Source organism: Rhizobium jaguaris (assembly GCF_003627755.1).
In the GTDB taxonomy this organism is placed as follows: Bacteria; Pseudomonadota; Alphaproteobacteria; order Rhizobiales; family Rhizobiaceae; genus Rhizobium; species Rhizobium jaguaris.
Genome location: NZ_CP032695.1, coordinates 303,612 through 321,636, shown reverse-complemented (window position 1 = coordinate 321,636; position 18,025 = coordinate 303,612). Strand labels below are relative to the sequence as shown.

Sequence of the window (18,025 nt, the reverse complement as noted above, 5' to 3'; positions counted from 1 at the left end):
GTGGCGGACTATCATCAACTCTGCAGGGCGCGCATCCAGACCAGCACGGCACTGGCGCCGGCATCCGGCGCGCCGAGCGCACGGTCGCCCAAATAAGCGGCACGGCCGAGCCTCGGACGCATGTTGATGGTCGATTCCGCCCCTGCCTCGGCTGCCGCGACCGCCTTGCCCCAGGCGCTTGCCAAACCCTCTCCCTGCTCCACACCGGCGGCAAAAGTGTCCGCGGCTGGCTGAAGTGCATCGAGCATGGTCCGATCGCCGACCTTGGCGCCGCCGAGCTCGCCGATCGATGTCACGGCTTTGCTGAAGGCGCGGCTCCAAGCCGCAGCGTCGGGCACCGGCGCTATCAGTTCCCGGGCCGCGCGCAGCAACGCCACGGCGTAGAACGGGCCGGAGCTGCCGGCGATCGCGCGGCGCAAGGCGCCGCTGAGAGCGATCAGCGCGCTTTCCGGCGTCGCCCAATCTCCTTCCGGCAGAGCCCGGATCGCCGCAGCGCCGCGTACCATGCTGGCGCCGAGATCGCCGTCTCCGGCACGGCTGTCGAGATCGGCAAGATGGGCTTCATTGTGCTCCAATGCCTCGGCGACGCCGAGTGCCAGAGCGCGCAGAGCAGTCGCCAGCGGCCCCGGGGCCGGCGTCGCCGCCGTCGGCGTTGCCTGGGCAGCCGCGACGGCCTTACGTGGTGCCGCCTGGCCGCGTCCCGGCCAGGCGGGCGCGTCGGTGACAGCATCGAGATATTCCAGCCGCTTGGCATCGACCGGCAGCAGCGTCAGAGAGCAACCGGGCATGTCGAGAGCGGTCATGAAATTCCCGCTCCACACGCGGTCGATGATCAGGCCTTGGGCACGCAGAGTAGAGAGGGCATGACGGGCGACGACCGCAAGTTCCATCGGCGGCGTGGCGCCGAGCCCATTGACGAGTAGCGCCCAATGAGTGCCCGGCTCGGGCGATTTCTCGGTCAGTAGCACCTCGATGATGGCATCGACGATCGCATCGGCCGGCAACAGCGGGCCGCGGCGCACGCCCGGCTCGCCATGAATGCCGAGACCGAGTTCCATCTCGTTCTCGCCGAGCGAGAAGGTCGGCTTGCCGACGGAGGGCACAGTGCAGGCGCCAAGTGCCACGCCCATTGTGGCCAGCGCCGCCGCGGCTGCCTGTGCTTCAGCTGTCACCTCATCCAGCGTCGCGCCGGCAGCGGCGGCGGCTCCGGCGATCTTGTGAACCAGCACGGTGCCGGCGATGCCGCGCCGGAACTGCGGCGCGACCGTGTTGCGCAGCGCCACGTCGTCGGCAACGATGACCACGCGGGTCGGAATGCCCTCGGTGGTGGCAAGTTCGGCGGCGAGGCCAAAATTCAGCCGGTCGCCGGTATAATTCTTGACGATAAGAACCGCGCCGCGCGGCCCGGCGGCCGCGCGGATTGCCGAAAGCACGGCGTCGACGCTCGGCGAGGTGAAGACATCGCCGGCGATCGCAGCCGTCAGCATGCCGTCGCCGACATAGCCGGCATGGGCTGGTTCGTGTCCGCTGCCGCCGCCCGACAGGACGGCGACCGGACGGTCCGCCGGCTCCGGCAGGCCGGCGCGGACGATCACATTCTCGTCGTCGAGCAGCGCCTGCCCGACGTTCAGGTCAACCTGCCCTTCCAGCATTTCACGGACGACATTGCGGGGATCGTTGATCAGCTTCTTCATCGTGCTCTCGTTGTTTGATTAGGCATGATCCCAGAACCGCTTCACACGGTCTGGGATCATGCGCTGGCCAGAAAACCTGCGCCCGGCCGCGTCAATGCGCGGTGCTGAACGCTCCCGCTTCCTGTTCTAGATGTTCTCCGATCGCCCGGCGAGTCATGAAAAGCGTCAGCATGGTGCCGACCAGGGCGACGCAGCCGGTGAGCGCCATGGCGCTGTTGAAGGTGCCCGTGGCCTGAACGAGATAACCGGTGACGATCGGCGCCAGCATGCCGGCGCTGACGCCGCCGAGCGTGAAGATCGCATAGGCGTGGCCGACATCGCCAGAGGACTTCAGGCGATCGTTGACGAGCGCGAAATTCATCGACTGCGCAAAGGCGTTGCCGCTGTGGGCGATCGACAGCAACACCATGGCCATGGGTAGCGAGCCGGCGAAGGGCACGAAGATCACGCAGGCGGCGATGATGTTGGCGATGCCGACGGCATACCGGCGTTTGCCGGCCTGCAAGGCATCCGTCGTGAGCACGCGGTCGCAGATATAGCTGAGGATCAGGGCGGTTACGGCGCTCGCGAGATAGGCAATCGCCGTATAAGAACCGGTCTGCAGCACGGTCAGATTGTAATTATGCTGCAGCAAGCCGGGCAGCCAGGCCGAAAAGAAATAGGACACATAGTTGACGCAGGATTGCGTAAGCGCCAGCCCCCACATGGTCGGGGCCGAGAACAGCCCCTTGTAGCCGAGACTGTGCCCGGCGGCAGTTTCGCTGTCGGCCGAAGCCTCAAAATCGCGTTCGCGCATGATCATGTCGCGCTCTTCCGGCTCCAGCCAGGTCGCCTTATCTGGCGACTGATAGAAGGCCCACCAGAGCGCAACCCACACGAAGCCGAGCAGGCCGGTAGCGATGAAGGAGGCCCGCCAGCCCCAAGTGGTGACGATCCAGGCGAGGATCGGCGCGCCGAGGCCGGGCACCCCAACCGACCCGAAGAACCAGATGGCGGTTGCCATGCCACGCTCGCGGCGCGGCGTCCATTCGCGGATCGTGGCATGGGCGGCAGGATTGGCGGCGGCCTCGAAGGCACCGTTGCCCAGCCGGGTGACCAGCAGGGTAAACGCCGAAAAGGCCAAGCCGCTGAGCCCCTGGAAGAGCGACCAGAAGGCAGCGGCGACGGCCGCCGTGGCCTTCGGTCCGAACCGATCCGCCATGAAACCCGACGGCAGCAGGCAGACAGCATAAAGCCAGAGGATGGACGAGAAGAGATATCCCATCGCCACCGGCCCCAGCTCCATCTCCTTTGCAATGGAGCTGCCGGCGATGGAAATGGTCAGCCGGTCGAGATTGTAGATGCCGAGGAATACAAGCAACGATGCATAGATGACAAAGCGCCTGTGTGTACGGAAGAATTGAAGCATCTCGACCTCCCTCGAGTTTTACTCTTCGTTTCTGCTGTGGACCCGCTCGCCGCCGGTGCCTCCCCGCACCGATTGCCTTCCCTGCGACAAGCTGTACCTGCGCCGGGGACCGATCCATTTTTTCGGTTACAGAAACGCAGCTCTGTTAGATATCGTCCAATACCAATATTGGCGGCGATCGATATCTTTTCGGAATGAATTTCCGCCCTGCGGAAAAGTCCGGATCCTTTCAGTTTGGTTATCGACACCAGCTGATATTGATATTGGACGCCGCCGTCGCCGGATGGTCTTCTGACCGAGGCTGCCGGATTGCCGGCAGCGAAGATCGCGACGCCCGGGGAGACGGGTCGGTGCGCAATCCTTCAGTATCGGAAGAAAACGGGAGTGAGACAATGCCATACAGCAAGGGCCTGATCGGGACCTATCGGCGGCTTTACGAAGACCCGCCGGACGAAACTCATGGCGCCGGGCAGTTCTGGTTTCATCGCGCGCAGAACATGGTGTGCGTCTACATGGCGGGCGCCGCCGGCGCCAAGTTCGCGCGACAGGCCAATCCCGACGAATATTTCGTCTGGCCGCTGTTCCACGGCGTCCGCGTGACCGCCGGGGCCGAGACGAAAGACGTGCCGGCAGGTTCGGTCGTCATCCTGCCGCCGGGCGACAGTACAGTAGAACTGCTGGAGGGCGGCCATGTCTGGCTTGGCTTCACCAGCTTGTCGGCCGATCTCGTCGAGCGTTGCCCGAACAAAGCCGAATACGAACCACCGCTTGCCCATGTCGCACCGCTCGTCGCCTGGCCCGAGCCGGTTGGCGGCTATCGCATCCGCGTCTACAATCTGTTCGATCTGCCGGCCGGAAAGCCGCAATGCTATATGCACCGCACGGCGATGATGAATTTCGGCTACGGCTTTCCAGCCGCGTCGAAGGCGAAGCCGGACACCGATCTCAGTCCACATTTCCACGAGGATTTCGAACAGATTTCGCTTGTGCATTCCGGTACGCATATCTACCACATGCGCCGGCCGTGGGGCCGCGATGGCACGAAATGGCTGCCGGACGAGCACGTCGTCATCTCAACGCCGGGGATTGCCGTCGCCAAACCGCCGGATATCCATACCATTCAGCTCGTCTCGAACGGCATGCCCGGTGGCGTCCTTGATTTCTTCGCACCGGTTCGCTGGGATTACGCCACCCGGCCCGGAATGGTGACGAACGCCGCCGACTATCCCGTGCCGGCCGAGCCGCCGAAGGCTTGATAAATAGCCTGGACGCTGCAGCGAAATGCGAAGCCCCATTCCGCTCTCCCGAGCTTGTCGAGAGGGCGGAAGAGACGGGCTCCGCATATGCCATGCTTGCAAACCCGGATGTTGGCGATCGTGTATATAATCTATCCGGTGTGAGCCGAAGGGTCCTTATCGTAAAAGGGCGATGTCCCCAGACCGCGTGACATCCTGCCGTTACGGTTCCACGACGCGATAATCGAGCGTCCAAGCCCCGACATGGCGCTTCCAGATCGGCGGCCCCTCTGTCCAGGGACCCCAGGCGGCAACCTCCTCGTCCGTCGCATCCTGAAAGCCGACAGCCTCATAGAGCACGAAATAGCGCGGACAGCCGGGAGACGGATGCAGGTCGGCGTGGTCCAACACCCAGCGCGTCGCGCGCGTCCAGCGCCGCCGCTGCATGGCTTCATGGACATGCACATCCGTATAGAAGCGGTTCCACTCGGCGATCTCTTGGTCGCAGCGTCTACTACACCATGACCGGCACGCATGAAGGCGCCTTCATGGGCATCGCGCCGACCGGCAATCGGGTTAAGGTGCCGGGCATCGGTATCTACGAGGTCCGGGACGGCATGATCGTCGAAAGCTGGGTGGTGCGCGATTCCCTCGTGCTGCTGCGGCAGCTCGGCGCAGACGTTACCGTCAAATCGGCATGAAGACGATCCCCGAAGGTTTTCTGGCCGATCTGACGGCGCTCTTGGAAATTCCAGGGGTTTCGGCCTGGGAGCACGGCCGGTCCGATCTCGACCGGGCGGCGGAATGGCTGCGGCAAAGGTTGGAGCGGGCGGGACTGCATGCACGGCTGCTGACCGACATGCCGGGATCCGCCTATGTCTATGCCGAAACGGATATCCGCCCGGACCGCCTGACGCTTTTGCTCTACGGCCACTACGACGTGCAGCCGGCGACGATGGCCGATGGCTGGACAAGCGATCCTTTCCGTCCGGCGCTGCGGGACGGCAAAATTTTCGCCCGTGGAGCCACCGACCAGAAGATGAACCTGCTTCTACCAATCTTTGCGCTGGCGGAATATGACCTTGCCGCCCTGCCGTGGAACATCAAGGTTTTCTACGAAGGGGAGGAGGAGATCCTCAGCCCCAATCTCGACGCGGCGCTTCTCCGTTACAAGGATCTGCTTCGCTGCGACGCCGTGTTTAGTACGGATGGCTGGCAATCCACTGCCAATCAGGGCGACCTGCGCCTTGGACTGCGCGGTTTCTGTGGCCTGGAAATCACCGTGAAGGGCTCCACAAAAGATCTGCATTCCGGGACCTTCGGCGGCGCCGCACCCAATCCGGCGCAGGCGCTTGCAAAGGCGCTCTCCCTCCTCCATGACGCTAATGGGAGCATCGCCCTGCCCGGCTTCATGGATGGCGCAGCCAGCCCGAGCGAGGCGGAGCGGCAGCTTGTTCGCGAGCAGCCGTTCGAACGCGCCGACTGGCTTGCTCGAGCCGGGCTGGAAGATGATGCCGTTTCGCCATATCTCGCCGTCGGCGAACGGACCGGCCTCTATCCCACCATCGAAATCAACGCCCTGGAGGCCGGGAACTATGCGGCCGGCCTGCGCACCATCGTCCCGCGCTCGGCCAGCGCCCGCCTTTCCTGTCGGCTGGTTCCGGGGCAGGATCCCGACACGGTCGCGGTGTTGCTGAAGGATGCCGTCGACCGTGCGATTCCAGCACATTTCGATCGGCAGATTGCTATTCTTCCGGGCAAGTCGCGGCCCTATCGGATCGCGCGCGAAGATCCGTTTCAAGAACTTGCCGCAAACGTACTCACGGCGGTGGATGGACGAAAGCCCTGCTTTTCCTATTCCGGCGGCAGTATTCCAATGCCCGGCGCTATCGCTTCGACGCTCGGTGTCAACACCGTCATCTTCGGATTTGGCCTATCCGACGAGAACATGCACGGGGTCGACGAGTTCTGCCGCCTGACGGATATCGAAAGAGGCATGGCGGCCTGGAGATTGCTCCTGCAACGGGCGGCGGGCTGAGGCACTAGTCGAAATAACAGACGCCATCATATCAAGGATCATCATATGCAGAAGATCAATGTCGGTATTCTGAAGCCGGGCAGCGCCCCGGAAAAGCTGGCCGCAATCCAGGGCGACTACGATGCCCGTTTCCGTGCATTGCTTGGCGAGGATGCATTCGCGTTTGCGACTTACGACATTGAGAATGGCGTGTTTCCGGAGAGCGCGACGGCGGCCGATGCCTGGATCATCACCGGCTCACGCCACGGCGTCTATGAAGATCATCCCTGGATCGCGCCCCTGGAGCAGCTCATCCGCGACATACAGGTCACGCGCCGCCCGCTGGTAGGCATATGCTTCGGTCATCAGATCGTCGCTCAGGCGCTCGGCGGCCGTGTCGAGCGAGCCGCCGCCGGATGGATCGCCGGCCCCCGGCGCTATCGGAGTGCCGAAGGCAACAGCTTCTTCGCGAATGCCTGGCATCGGGACCAGGTGGTCGGCTTGCCGCCCGAAGCCGAGATCATTGCTACCGGCGACGGCTGTCCGGCTGCCGGGTTGCGTTATCGGAGACCGATACTGACGCTGCAAGCACACCCCGAATTCGACACGGACTATTTTCTCGGCCTGTTGGCCGAACGCGGCGGAGCATTGCCGGAAGGACAATTTGAAACCGTGCGGGATAAAGCACACCGCTGCACGCTCGATCTCGATTATCTCGCGCGTCTATTGCGGGACATGCTCAAGGCAGCGCCAGCGCACGGTGCTGGCGCTGCCAATGACGCCGAATCTCCCGATCTATGACGATTCGGTTTTGACACCGATGTTTCGATCCAGACACTTGAACGGGATCCGAACCCACGGTCACCACCTTTGATCAGCCTGAACTGCCCGTGACAAGGGCAAGGGCACCTTGCCCTTAGCATTGCGCCGACCCCATCTTCCGCATCGACGGAGTTCGCCGGCCATGGCAGTCCATTGGCGCTATTCCACCCGATATTGATACCGCGCCAGGTGGCACTGGAAATATCAAAACCGCGGTCAGGCGCGGTCTCGAACCTGATGCGCGTGGCGTTGCGAACAACAAGCAGCCTTTGGCCTCTGCCTGGACCGTCTTCTACCTGCAGAAGCCGAATGTCGGCGACACCCCTGCCGTCCACTGTCCGCTGGCGCAATTCTACCGATGACAGCTCCTGTGCTTCGCGTTGCTTCTTGATGGACGGGATGGTCATGGCTCTCCTACTCCGATGTCACGCAGCTACCGAAACTCGGTCTAGCAAGGGACCCATTCTGGTCAGAAACACATCGCTTCCGCACGCGAATCGAAGCTTTGCTTGCAGATCGATGCGACTCCAGTCGATGGTGTGCGAGACACCGAGGCTCGCGAGGATCGGCAGGCCGGCCATCACATCCCAGGTGGAATCACCAAGCGCGATGTAGCCGTCGGTCTCGCCCATCGCAATTTCCACAAGAGAGAGTGCCGACGACCCACAACAACGGAAATTGATGCGAAGTTCGTCGGAGATAAAGCGAAGGACTTCCAGTCGATCTTCGGTCGCGATCGACGGATGCAGGCCAATGCCGGTCGACGCGCGGGAAAGATCGAACAAAGGAAGCATTGGTATTGGATTGCCGTTGATCTGCGCCTCGATGGCGTTACCGCCGGTTATCATCAGGTCGCGGGCGGGCGCAAAGATCGCGCCGAAAACGGGCTGCCGGTTGTCGAAGAGCCCTATCGAGATTGCCCAGTTCTGGCTTCCGCGAACGAAATTGAACGTGCCGTCAATCGGGTCGATCACCCAGATCCGTCCCGAGACGCCGGTTATGTCGCCACCCTCTTCACCGTAAACGCCATCCTCGGGAAAGGCTTTGCGCAGGCTAGCAATCAGAAATTCCTCGACGTCCCTGTCCGCGTCGGTCACCAGATCGAGATGTCCCTTTCTCTCGACAGGCAGGGTTGCCAGCGACCGAAAATGAGCGAGTGCGATCTGGCCGGCCTCACGAGCGATTGCCTCAACGGTTGTTTCCATGGCGCGATCCGGCGACGTCGTTTCATTCTTAATTGTGACCATAAGTTTTTATTTCCTCATGCATTCAAACATCGTCATCTCGTGAAACGAGGTGACGATGGCTTAGTTTTAAACAGACCGTCTACAGGTAATTGCGCCGGGTTCTCCATTCAGCCGGCGTGGCATGCTATGCTACTTAGTGAACTTAAGCCGTGTAGGTGTCAGCCCACTGTTCTTGATGAAATCTACGATCCAGGCAACGTCGTCGCACACCAGCATATCGATCAAGCCGGCGCGCATGTGGGATTGCAGCAGATCGAGGTAATCGAAGCCATACGCGCGCCGGAGAGCAAAATGCTGCGGTGGCGGAACGTAGTGACTGACCCCGACGCCTGCGGCATGGAGACTTTCGGCGATGTCAGACGCGAACTGCGGATAGTCCGTGTTCATGACGTCCATCGTAGCAGAGCGTGCGGCAGCAGCCGGTTCGACGAGACGGTGATAGTTGATCCCCATCGTACGGATGCCCGGTGCAAGGCGCTTGATGTCGCGCAGCACCACATAGTCGAACGAGCTGATCAATACTCGCTCGAACATTCCGGCTTCCTTGAGCAGACGCACAACCTGTTCCAGATAGACAACCCCTTCGAACTTGTCCTTGATCTCGACGATCAACGCCAGGCCCAGGTCTCGGCAATAGGCAAGCACGTCTTCGAACGGCTCGATCGGCTGCCCCTCGATCGCGATGCCATTTCGGTTCTTGGTCCGGAGCTCGGCGATTTCGGCATAGTCCGTCTGAGAAATGAGGCCGGCCCCGGTCGAGGCATTGTCGAGGATATCGTCGTGAAAGACGACCAGCCGACCATCCCGCGTGATCCGCAGATCGATTTCGCAGAGCGAGGCGCCGAGCTCTGCGGCGCGTCGCAAGGAGGGGCGGGTATTCTCGTGGCCGTCGACGGAATGACCGCGATGACCGCAGGCTATCACACGCCCGGAGCGCGAAGGCAGAATGTCGAACATCGAATTCCTCTTTAAGCATATTGAAGTCAGTTTTTTGATTCTCCGCGGGATTGTGCGAACGCCGCCGCGAATGCGTCGAATCGTTGAAGGTGGTTCACCTTAGGGTGTCGCCACCAGCAGCAGCTCGCGGACGAAAGGAGGAGCTACTTCAGCCCGCTCCGCGCAAAGCTGGCGATGAACCTCTTCTGTAAAATCAGGAAGATGACGATCATCGGCAGCGCCGCGAGGACGCCGGCCGCCATGAGTACGTTCCAATCGGTCGTGTATTCCCCACGCAGAAGCGCAAGGCCCGGTCCCAGTGTCATCTTCTCGATGGATCGGTTGACGACGATCGGCCATAGCAGCTCCTTCCATTCCGCAAGCGTCGTCAGGATCGCGAGCGAAATGATACCGCTACGCGCGACCGGCACAACGATGGTCGCCAGGATCCGAAGGTGGGATGCTCCATCCATTCTCGCCGCCTCGATCAGTTCCCGCGGAACGCCCCGAAAGAATTGATAGAGCAGAAAGACTCCGAAAACGTCGAAGAGTGAAGGCAGGGCGAGCGCGACCAGCGTATCGGTCAGGCGCAGCGACGTGATGATGGAATAGCTGGGGATGATAAAGATGTCCCCCGGCACCATGATCAGTGCAAGGATGACAATGAGGATGATCTTCGCCCCTGGGACCTTGATGATGGCGAGCGCATAGGCAGCCATCGAGCAAATAACGAGGGTGCCAATCACTCGGCCGATCGAGACGATGACGGTGTTGGACAACAAGGTCGCGAACGGGAGCCGGTTGAAGACCTCGCGCACGCCATCAAGCGCCGCAGGCGACGGGATCACGTTCGGGGGAATCTGAAGGGTCTGACCGGTGGTCATCAGCGCGGTTGAGACCATCCAGGCGAACGGTGCCAAGATCAGCAGCCCGACCACACTGACAATGAGATAGGTCCACCAGCGGACACGGTATTTTACCAACATCAGCCGTCCTCCCCGTAGTGCACGAAACGACGCTGAAGCCGGAGCAGGACGATCGAGACAGCCAGGATCAGCACCAGCAGGAACAGAGAAACAGCCGCTGCGTAGCCGCGCTGGCCCGTGTCGTAAAACGCCAGGTAGTAGTAGTAATATACCAGCGTCATCCCGTAATTGGTCGAGACGGAGTGTTCGACGGGGGGCAACAGCAGGTAGACCGTGTCGAACAGCTTCAGAATGCCGATCGTCGTCGTGAGGATCACGAAGAATAGCGATGGGGTCAGAAGCGGCAGCGTGATTGAAAAGAACCGGCGCGCCGGGCCGGCGCCGTCGAGCATGGCGGCTTCATAGACGTCAGATGGAATGTCCTGCATGCCGGCGTAAAGAATGATTGCGGGGACGCTGAACGACAGATAGACGACGATCATCGAAACGACGACGGTAACACCAGCCTCGTTGCCGAACCAGCTGACGGGGGAGGCGCCCATCGCATCCATTGCCGCGTTGACGAGCCCGTATTGCGTCTGAAACATCCATCCGAACACGAGGATGATCGCCGTTGGCAAACACACGGCAGGAAGGAAAACGATCGCCCGAAACGCGGTCTCGCCCCGAAACCGGTACTGCATGAGCAAGGCGCACAGCAGTGAGACGATGACGACGCCAGGCACGGCGATCGCGGCGAACTTAATGGTGTTGTAGAGCGCGACGACGAGCTGGCTATCGTCAAGCAGTCTCCGGTAGTTGTCCAACCCGACGAAGCGAGGCGGACCGAACGCGCCAGCCTTGGTGAAGGATAGCCAAACATTGTAGCCAAACGCATAGAAGCGAAAAACGAGAAGTCCTGCGAACAATGGGAGGAGAAAGAGATAGCCGGTTGAGGCTTGCCGCCAACGCAGGCTGCCAAGCCGCAGAGTTTTGCGGCTCGGCTTCGGCTCAGCGCTATTGAGGCGCAATGTGGAGGTGGCGGTCAATGCAGGGCCTCGTTGAGGGTCTCATCGATCTTTTTCGCGGTATCGGATGCCGACACGGATCCGGCATAGAACGGTCCCATCACGGCGCTGCTGATCTTGGTGTTGGCGCCGATGACCTTCGGATACTGTGTGGTGGTCCTGAGGTAGCTCTTTTCGGTGGTCACCGAGAGTGCTTCCTGCAGCCCGGCCAGTTTCTCATTCGCCTTCACGAAAGCGGCGAGCGTGGCTTTGGACGTGTTTGCCGGAAGACCCGCTCCACCTTCGGCATGAAGCACAGCGCCCGCTTCTGAGGTGAGGAACTTGATAAGCTTCCACGCCTCGTCCTTGTGCTTCGAGTTGGCGTTCATCACGTAGACAAGACCATTGGTATCCGATGTCCACGATCCGTTGACGGAAGGCATCCGGACGACCTGGAAGGTCCCGCTCGGAAGATCGGCCTTCGAGAGAAGGCTGAGGTTCCAGGAGGGAATCTCGGCCATCGCCAGCTTGCCGGAAATCAGCGCCGATACCGGATTGAAGTCAGAGGAGTCGGCAACCTTGAGGATCAGTCCCTCGTCCTGGAGGCCCTTGACCATCTCAAGAGCCCTGGTGCCGGCCGCCGACGACATCACACCCTTGTTGTTGTCGATCACCCTACCGCCCAAGGCATGTACAAGGCTCGCGACCCCATTGTTGAATGAGAAGTTATAGGACAACGGAATGATTGAGGAGATCTGCTTCGCCTTGATCTCCTTGGCGATCCGGACCATGTCTTCCCACGTCCAGTCCGCCTTGGGAGTCTCCACGCCGAGTTTCTTGAACACGTCGGCGTTGTAGACAAACGTCCAGGCGTCCATATCCTTTGGTAGGCCGTACTGCTCGCCGCCGAACTTGTAGAGATCGACGATCTGCCTGTTGTAGCCATCAAGGGACAGGTTGTCCGCCTTGATGTATCCGGTCAACGGCTCCAGCGCACCACCATCGACATAGTAAGAAGCCCTCGAGCTTTGCCACATCACATCCGGCCCTTCGCCGGCGCCAAGCGATGCGTCGAGCTTGGTATAGTACTGGTCCTGAGGGACCTGCATGAGGGAGACCTTGACATTGGGGTTAGTGGCCTGAAACGCGTCTACCGCCTTCTGAACACCCGCTTTCTGGGCCGGATCCCAGATCATCAGGCTCAGGTTCAGGTTCACATCATCGGCGCTCCAGGCGCAGTTGATGCTCGACAGCGATGCAAGCATCATCGCGGCCGCACCAAACACCACATTTCTTCTGCTGGTGGCAAACATGGGTCTCTCCCTGCTTCCTCTGGAAGCTGTTGATGGATAGCACGGCATCGCAGCTCAGCTTGCGATGACGAATTTCCTCCGCAGCTTTTCTGGCACCGTATCGATGATGGCTCGCGCGCCCGCGTCGGTGACGATTGCGCCCACATCCTCGATCTTGGCGGTGACTGAAAAACTTGATTTCGTGAACTTCGAATGATCGGCCACGACGATCGTCCGATTGGAGACCTCGATCATCGCCTTCTGCACGCTCGCGTTCACCGGCGATCCTGTGAAGATAAGCCCACGTCCGAGATCGATCGAAGCAGCATTGAGAATGAGCTTGTCGACGTTGAACTGACGGATAAAATGCTCAGCGAGAGGCCCCCGGAAGGACCGATTAATCTCGGCGAACTCACCACCGACCGCATAGACACTGGACGCGTCGTGCCGGATCAATTCGGCGATAATATCGGCGCCGTTCGTTATGAACGTAAGGCCCTTGCGTCCCACCAGCAGTTTGGCGACTTCCAGCGCCGTCGTGCCGGCATCCAGCAGGACGACATCTCCATCAGCAATCATCGCCGCCGCCACCTCGGCGATGGCCTTTTTTTCCGCCTTTTGAGAAACCGCACGCGCTGCATTGGTCGGGTCGTATGACACCTGAGATATGCTGACCGCTCCACCATGCGTCCGGCGAAGAAGACCGGCTTCCTCAAGCTCGACAAGGTCGCGGCGGGCCGTCGCCACGGAAATCTGGAAGCGCTTCGTCAGGGTACGAAGATCAAGGAACAGCTCCTCGCGCAGCAGGTCGACAATCTTCTCCTGACGGTCTTCGGCGGTGTTGAGCACGGTTTTTCCAGTTCCTATATGTGACGTATGTCGCTCATAACGAGCGAAATAAGTCGTTGTCAAGCCATCCATCATGAAGTCTTCGTGACGTTTTCAGCACGGACAGCCTCCGCATTGGACCTTCGACAGAAGGATTTCGCGACCTTTCCATTCACGTGCGAGCAAGTGAGCGAAAGCGATCACATTATCGCCGTTGAAGCGCTACGGGGTGATCGACCTCGAAGCCAGCGACGGCAGCATTCATGTCGCTGATGGCGGCCAATTCCATAAGCCGGCCCTCGTTTTGCGCGGCGCTGATACTCCCGGTCGCAAATTTCCGATTTTTTCCGAGCGACTTTTGCGACAGAATTCCGCTTTGAAGGACGTCCGATTTTCGTGAGCCCTGGGCTGCAGTGAATGCAGCCTTCTCTGCCTATCGTTTTCACGAAACACTGCTTCGTGGAAAAAGGGGAGCCACGGGAGACTTCCCCTCTCCCCGCAAGCATCTCTCCACCATCAAAGGCGGGCGGCTCGCGGCTGCGACCAGAGCCCGCGTCGTCAGCCCGATCGTTTCCGACATTCCCGGCGACAATCCCGCCCATGTCGCCTCCGGCCCGACGGTTCCGGACGGCTCGACGCGGCAGGATACGATGGAGATCGTCCGGCAATATGGGCTGAAGCTGCCGCAGGCGGCTCTGGATCATCTGAATTCGCCGGCGGCCGGTGCGCCGACGCCCGAAGATCCGGCCTTTGCCCGCAACGAGCACCACATCATCGCCTCGGCCGGCGTCTCGCTGGAAGCGGCCGAGGTGGCACGTGCCCAGGGCATCACGCCGGCGATCCTCTCCGATTCCGTCGAGGGAGAGGCTCGCGACTTGGCACTGGTGCATGCGGCGATCGCCCGCGAGGTGCTCGGCAACGACCGGCCTTCTGCCAGGCCGTCCGTCCTCCTGTCGGGTGGCGAGACGACCGTTACTCCGCATTCCAAGGACGGCAAGCTGGCGGCCGACACCGATGGCATCGACGGTTCGGAAAACAATGCCGGCGCCTTTGCCGATGGCCGCACCGTGCGGCGTCTTCGGGCGGAAGGGCTCGATCCGCGCAAGATCCTCAACGGCAACGACAGCTATTCCGGCTTCGCTGCGAACGGCGACCTGTTCGAGACTGGGCCGACCGGCACGAATGTGAATGATTTCAGGGCCATCCTGACGTTTGAACCGTTGGTTTGCTCTTGAAAGGAATCAAACCCATCGCCCAAACGCGACCCTAAAGTGCGACCGCACCGATCTCACCGCGTCAGGGCATTGGCAAGCCAGTTTGCGGCATGTTCCGCGGCGAAGGAACGGCGCGTTCTCGCTGGTAGCAGGACATTATACGCATCGGCGGCTGGCATTTTCGCTTCATCGAGCGCAACGAGCGTGCCATCCTCCAGGAAGGTCCGGACAAGCAGCCACCAACCGAGCGCGATGCCCTGCCCGGCACGGGCGGCTGCGATTGTTTCCGTATAATGATTGAACCGAAGGTGCGGCTTGATCCGCAATTGGCGGCCCGCCTCCTCGGCCCACTGCGACCAGGACAGCCATGATCGGTCGTGAGCGTCAGTCTCGATGAACTCATCGCGGTCCGACAGTTCCGCAGTCTGGCGGCGCCTAAGATAATCCGGAGAACATACGGGAACGATGAAGTCTTCCTGGGAGGCAACCACCTTTGCATCGGCGAACGGCGGCCGTCCGTATCGAATGGCGATATCGATCCCTCCTGTGTCCAGGTCGATCTTCGTATCTTGCGAGATGACCCTAATCTGCATGCCCGCGTTTTCCCGCCGAAACTCTCCCAACCGCGGGAGAAGCCAGAAGGAGGAGAACGCAACTGTTGCGCCGATCGTTACAAAATCCTGCAAAGAAGATCTGATCGCATCGACCGTGTCCGCGATATTGGCGAAGCTGTGGGCGAGCGTGGTCCCCAACGTGAGACATGCTGCAGTCGGTTCGATGGCGCGATGCTTGCGTACGAACATCACTAGCCCGAGTTCCTCTTCCAATAGCGCGATCTGGCGACTGACGGCAGCCTGGGTGACGCCCAGTTCGGCGGCAGCGGCAGTAAAGCTGCGATGTCTCAAGACTGCCTCAAGCGTCATCAACGCCGTCAGGGATGGAATTCGACGGCGAAAGTTCATCAGACCTCTCTCACATTACAAAATGTTATGTATCTGTGAAAATTAATGCCGTTGAAGCCCAACGGATGCAAGCGCAAAGTGCCATCTATCCAACCATAAGAGGATATCATGCTAAACAGGCTCCCTTCCTCCATCTCAGCTCTCCTTGAAGCTCGCGCAGATGGTCACTCTCTGCCAGCCGGCCTCTATACTCGAGAGGATGTCTTCGAGGCTGACATCGACGTTTTCTTCCACAAGCACTGGATCTGCGTGGGACTTGACTGCGACGTTCCGGAGCCGGGCGATGCGACGGTCGTCGATATCGGCAAAACAAGCCTGATCCTTCTGCGCGACGACGACGGCGGGATCCGCGTTCTTCACAACGTCTGTCGCCATCGAGGCTCGCGCCTGCTCGATTCGGGGAAGACGATCGTCTCGAAGCTGGTCTGTCCTTATCACACGTGGACCTACGAACTGACCGGCGAATTGAGCTACGCCCCCCACATGGGCAAAGACTTCGACAAGCAGTGCCACAGCCTGAAGCCAGTAAACTTCAAATCTATCGGCGGCCTCATCTATGTCTGCCTCTCTGATAATCCGCCGCAGGATATTGCAAAGCTCGAGCAAACCATGATCGAACGCCTTGCCCCTTACGATATCCGCTATGCGAAGATTGCCCATCAGACGGATGTCATCGAGAACGGCAACTGGAAGCTTACCGTAGAGAACAATCGCGAGTGCTACCATTGCTCCGCGAACCATCCCGAACTCTGTGTATCTTTCGTCGACCTCGACTTCGGCTTCGACCCGGAGACGCTGAGCCTCGAGGATCGTGATCAGGCCGAAGAGCATTTCCGGCTCTACGACGAAAAGACGAAAGCCTGGGAGGCCGAAGGCTTTCCCTCCGCCGCGGTCGAACAGCTTGTCGACTGCGCCACAAACTTCCGCACCCAACGTCTCATCATCGCCGGCGCAGGAGAATCCCAGACGCATGACGCGACAGCGGCGTCGTCCAAGCTTCTTGGCGAGATGACCCGCAAGGATCTCGGTGACATGCATCTGTGGGGTCACAATAGCTGGAATCATTTCATGGGCGATCACGCAGTGGTCGCAATCGTCATTCCGCTCTCCGCCGGCAAGACGCTCGTCAGAACCAAGTGGCTCGTTCACAAGGACGCCGCCGAAGGCAAAGACTACGATCTGGAGAAGCTGACCGACGTCTGGATCGCGACGACGGACCAGGATGCGGATCTCGTCGCCCGCTCGCATGCCGGCGCGCTCGATCCCGCCTACCGGCCCGGTCCCTACTCCCGGTTCTCGGAATCAAATCTGGACAGGTTCGCGGCCTGGTACATCGATCGGATGCGCGTCCATGGGTATTGAGTTCGCACAAATGCAGCGCGGTCAGGCCGCCGTCTGGGATCCGGAGCACGACGAAACGCTCGTATGCATCGACGTGCATCAGGAGACGCATGACGTGAAGAGCTTCACGTTCGCTTCCCCCGACGGCAAGCGGTTCAGCTTCGACGCCGGGCAATATTTCCTGTTCGAATTCCCGACGGGCATAGACGGCGAGGCTCGCTGCTACAGCATCTCGTCGTCGCCCCATCGCAACAGCGCGTTCACCGTCACAGTCAAGCGCGTGCCAGGCGGCAGGGTGTCGAACTGGCTGCACGACAACATGGCTCCGGGCATGACGGTCAAGGGTCAGGGTCCACTCGGGCACTTCATCCGCCCGCAAGCTGATAGAGCCAAGCTGCTGTTGCTTTCCGGCGGGTCGGGCATCACGCCGGTGATGTCGATAACCCGACACCTTGCCGACAGTTGCGAGCCGGCGGACGTCGTGTTCCTCCATGCCGCCCGTACACCTCTCGATCTCATCTTTCGCGGCGAATTGTCTTGTCTCGCAGCGCGTATGAAGGGACTGCGCCTGCAATTTCTGCCGGAGACGGTGCTTGGCGAGCCGGCCTGGCCGGGATTGACCGGCCGGATTTCGGCAGAATTCCTCAAGCTTGCCGTTCCGGACATCGCGGAGCGTGTCGTCATGTGCTGCGGCCCAGCGCCCTTCATGGCGGCCGCTCGTTCAATTACGGCCGCGCTCGGCGTCCCGGTTTCGAACCACATTGAAGAGAGCTTTGATGCGGCGGTGATCGACGCGCCCAATCTCGACCTCGAGGAACAGCCCGCCGGCAAGATCTACCAGGTGGAGTTCTCGAAACAAAAACGGACGCTCGAAATTTCATCCGATCAGACGGTGCTTTCCATGGCGAAGAAGGCCGGCGTCAGGCTTCCGTCCTCGTGCTCGAATGGCGTGTGCGGAACCTGCAAATCCAAGCTCGCGTCGGGCTCGGTCGAGATGAACCACAATGGCGGCATCAGGCAGCGGGAGATCGACGCCGGGATGTTCCTGCCCTGCTGCTCGAAACCTCTGAGCGATCTGGTCATCGACCGCTGATCAGCGAGTACCAAACCAACCAAA

At 60.7% G+C, this 18,025-nt stretch carries 17 protein-coding genes and 1 pseudogene; 7 read left to right on the top strand and 11 right to left on the bottom strand.

Annotation, left to right across the window (positions count from 1 at the left end):
- Positions 1-14 precede the first annotated feature (14 nt).
- Both CCGE525_RS23600 and CCGE525_RS23595 read right to left on the bottom strand, forming a co-directional pair.
- Complete coding sequence (locus CCGE525_RS23600; RefSeq protein ID WP_120706789.1) at positions 15-1,694, bottom strand: dihydroxyacetone kinase family protein; 1,680 nt, start codon at positions 1,692-1,694, stop codon at positions 15-17.
- Positions 1,695-1,785: 91 nt separating this feature from the next.
- Positions 1,786-3,102, bottom strand: a complete 1,317-nt coding sequence (locus CCGE525_RS23595; RefSeq protein WP_120706788.1) for an MFS transporter — start codon at positions 3,100-3,102, stop codon at positions 1,786-1,788.
- A 392-nt stretch (positions 3,103-3,494) separates the two neighbouring features.
- On the opposite strand from CCGE525_RS23595, the gene CCGE525_RS23590 reads away from it, so the two are divergent.
- Positions 3,495-4,358: a cupin domain-containing protein gene (locus CCGE525_RS23590; RefSeq protein WP_120706787.1), complete on the top strand. Its 864-nt coding sequence runs from the start codon at positions 3,495-3,497 to the stop codon at positions 4,356-4,358.
- A 201-nt stretch (positions 4,359-4,559) separates the two neighbouring features.
- Here the strand turns inward: CCGE525_RS23590 and CCGE525_RS23585 are convergent, their stop codons facing one another.
- Positions 4,560-4,802 carry a hypothetical protein gene (locus CCGE525_RS23585; protein ID WP_162950281.1) on the bottom strand — a complete coding sequence of 81 codons (243 nt, stop codon included), beginning with the start codon at positions 4,800-4,802 and terminating at the stop codon, positions 4,560-4,562.
- A 56-nt stretch (positions 4,803-4,858) separates the two neighbouring features.
- On the opposite strand from CCGE525_RS23585, the gene CCGE525_RS23580 reads away from it, so the two are divergent.
- From CCGE525_RS23580 to CCGE525_RS23570, 3 genes are read left to right on the top strand one after another with little or no spacing between them, the layout of a single operon-like run.
- Complete coding sequence (locus tag CCGE525_RS23580) at positions 4,859-5,038, top strand: ester cyclase (RefSeq protein ID WP_120706785.1); 180 nt, start codon at positions 4,859-4,861, stop codon at positions 5,036-5,038.
- A complete protein-coding gene (locus tag CCGE525_RS23575; RefSeq protein ID WP_120706784.1) occupies positions 5,035-6,375 on the top strand; it encodes a M20/M25/M40 family metallo-hydrolase in 1,341 nt (446 codons plus the stop codon). The genes CCGE525_RS23580 and CCGE525_RS23575 overlap by 4 nt, the downstream gene beginning before the upstream one ends.
- 45 nt (positions 6,376-6,420) lie before the next feature.
- Entirely contained in the window at positions 6,421-7,155 is a 735-nt protein-coding gene (locus CCGE525_RS23570) for a type 1 glutamine amidotransferase (RefSeq protein ID WP_120706783.1), read from the top strand.
- Here CCGE525_RS23570 and CCGE525_RS23565 read toward each other — a convergent pair.
- The 7 genes from CCGE525_RS23565 to CCGE525_RS23535 all read right to left on the bottom strand — a co-directional run bounded on the left by CCGE525_RS23565 (position 7,065) and on the right by CCGE525_RS23535 (position 13,412).
- A complete protein-coding gene (locus tag CCGE525_RS23565) occupies positions 7,065-7,583 on the bottom strand; it encodes a DUF4432 family protein (protein ID WP_120706782.1) in 519 nt (172 codons plus the stop codon). The two genes, CCGE525_RS23570 and CCGE525_RS23565, sit on opposite strands and share 91 nt — an antisense overlap.
- Positions 7,584-7,601: 18 nt before the next feature.
- Positions 7,602-8,381 carry an inositol monophosphatase family protein gene (locus CCGE525_RS23560; RefSeq protein WP_245472273.1) on the bottom strand — a complete coding sequence of 260 codons (780 nt, stop codon included), beginning with the start codon at positions 8,379-8,381 and terminating at the stop codon, positions 7,602-7,604.
- A gap of 171 nt (positions 8,382-8,552) precedes the next feature.
- Positions 8,553-9,380 carry a glycerophosphodiester phosphodiesterase gene (locus CCGE525_RS23555; protein WP_120706780.1) on the bottom strand — a complete coding sequence of 276 codons (828 nt, stop codon included), beginning with the start codon at positions 9,378-9,380 and terminating at the stop codon, positions 8,553-8,555.
- 143 nt (positions 9,381-9,523) lie between these two features.
- The gene (locus CCGE525_RS23550) at positions 9,524-10,345 is read right to left on the bottom strand and encodes a carbohydrate ABC transporter permease (protein WP_120706779.1); all 822 of its coding nucleotides are present in this window, start codon (positions 10,343-10,345) and stop codon (positions 9,524-9,526) included.
- Positions 10,345-11,313, bottom strand: a complete 969-nt coding sequence (locus CCGE525_RS23545) for a carbohydrate ABC transporter permease (RefSeq protein ID WP_120706778.1) — start codon at positions 11,311-11,313, stop codon at positions 10,345-10,347. Before CCGE525_RS23545 ends, CCGE525_RS23550 begins: the two co-directional genes overlap by 1 nt.
- Complete coding sequence (locus CCGE525_RS23540; RefSeq protein ID WP_162950280.1) at positions 11,310-12,584, bottom strand: ABC transporter substrate-binding protein; 1,275 nt, start codon at positions 12,582-12,584, stop codon at positions 11,310-11,312. Before CCGE525_RS23540 ends, CCGE525_RS23545 begins: the two co-directional genes overlap by 4 nt.
- Positions 12,585-12,638: 54 nt before the next feature.
- The gene (locus CCGE525_RS23535) at positions 12,639-13,412 is read right to left on the bottom strand and encodes a DeoR/GlpR family DNA-binding transcription regulator (protein ID WP_245472272.1); all 774 of its coding nucleotides are present in this window, start codon (positions 13,410-13,412) and stop codon (positions 12,639-12,641) included.
- A 476-nt stretch (positions 13,413-13,888) separates the two neighbouring features.
- Between CCGE525_RS23535 and CCGE525_RS23525 the strand changes: the two are divergent.
- A pseudogene (locus CCGE525_RS23525) lies at positions 13,889-14,626 on the top strand (glycerate kinase type-2 family protein); the annotation flags it as partial.
- A gap of 53 nt (positions 14,627-14,679) precedes the next feature.
- Here the strand turns inward: CCGE525_RS23525 and CCGE525_RS23520 are convergent.
- Positions 14,680-15,567 (bottom strand): LysR substrate-binding domain-containing protein, encoded by an 888-nt coding sequence (locus CCGE525_RS23520; protein WP_120706775.1) that lies wholly within the window; start codon positions 15,565-15,567, stop codon positions 14,680-14,682.
- Positions 15,568-15,675: 108 nt separating this feature from the next.
- On the opposite strand from CCGE525_RS23520, the gene CCGE525_RS23515 reads away from it, so the two are divergent.
- Positions 15,676-16,929 carry an aromatic ring-hydroxylating oxygenase subunit alpha gene (locus CCGE525_RS23515; RefSeq protein ID WP_120706774.1) on the top strand — a complete coding sequence of 418 codons (1,254 nt, stop codon included), beginning with the start codon at positions 15,676-15,678 and terminating at the stop codon, positions 16,927-16,929.
- Entirely contained in the window at positions 16,919-18,001 is a 1,083-nt protein-coding gene (locus CCGE525_RS23510; protein WP_120706773.1) for an FAD-binding oxidoreductase, read from the top strand. Before CCGE525_RS23515 ends, CCGE525_RS23510 begins: the two co-directional genes overlap by 11 nt.
- Positions 18,002-18,025: the final 24 nt, after the last annotated feature.

What these genes read in the sequence shown, in the direction of transcription:
- CCGE525_RS23600 (WP_120706789.1), bottom strand. Translation starts at nt 1,694, where the DNA reads ATGAAGAAGCTGATCAACGATCCCCGCAATGTCGTCCGTGAAATGCTG.
- CCGE525_RS23595 (WP_120706788.1), bottom strand. Translation starts at nt 3,102, where the DNA reads ATGCTTCAATTCTTCCGTACACACAGGCGCTTTGTCATCTATGCATCG.
- CCGE525_RS23590 (WP_120706787.1), top strand. Translation starts at nt 3,495, where the DNA reads ATGCCATACAGCAAGGGCCTGATCGGGACCTATCGGCGGCTTTACGAA.
- CCGE525_RS23580 (WP_120706785.1), top strand. Translation starts at nt 4,859, where the DNA reads ATGACCGGCACGCATGAAGGCGCCTTCATGGGCATCGCGCCGACCGGC.
- CCGE525_RS23575 (WP_120706784.1), top strand. Translation starts at nt 5,035, where the DNA reads ATGAAGACGATCCCCGAAGGTTTTCTGGCCGATCTGACGGCGCTCTTG.
- CCGE525_RS23570 (WP_120706783.1), top strand. Translation starts at nt 6,421, where the DNA reads ATGCAGAAGATCAATGTCGGTATTCTGAAGCCGGGCAGCGCCCCGGAA.
- CCGE525_RS23565 (WP_120706782.1), bottom strand. Translation starts at nt 7,583, where the DNA reads ATGACCATCCCGTCCATCAAGAAGCAACGCGAAGCACAGGAGCTGTCA.
- CCGE525_RS23560 (WP_245472273.1), bottom strand. Translation starts at nt 8,381, where the DNA reads ATGGAAACAACCGTTGAGGCAATCGCTCGTGAGGCCGGCCAGATCGCA.
- CCGE525_RS23555 (WP_120706780.1), bottom strand. Translation starts at nt 9,380, where the DNA reads ATGTTCGACATTCTGCCTTCGCGCTCCGGGCGTGTGATAGCCTGCGGT.
- CCGE525_RS23550 (WP_120706779.1), bottom strand. Translation starts at nt 10,345, where the DNA reads ATGTTGGTAAAATACCGTGTCCGCTGGTGGACCTATCTCATTGTCAGT.
- CCGE525_RS23540 (WP_162950280.1), bottom strand. Translation starts at nt 12,584, where the DNA reads ATGTTTGCCACCAGCAGAAGAAATGTGGTGTTTGGTGCGGCCGCGATG.
- CCGE525_RS23520 (WP_120706775.1), bottom strand. Translation starts at nt 15,567, where the DNA reads ATGAACTTTCGCCGTCGAATTCCATCCCTGACGGCGTTGATGACGCTT.
- CCGE525_RS23515 (WP_120706774.1), top strand. Translation starts at nt 15,676, where the DNA reads ATGCTAAACAGGCTCCCTTCCTCCATCTCAGCTCTCCTTGAAGCTCGC.
- CCGE525_RS23510 (WP_120706773.1), top strand. Translation starts at nt 16,919, where the DNA reads ATGGGTATTGAGTTCGCACAAATGCAGCGCGGTCAGGCCGCCGTCTGG.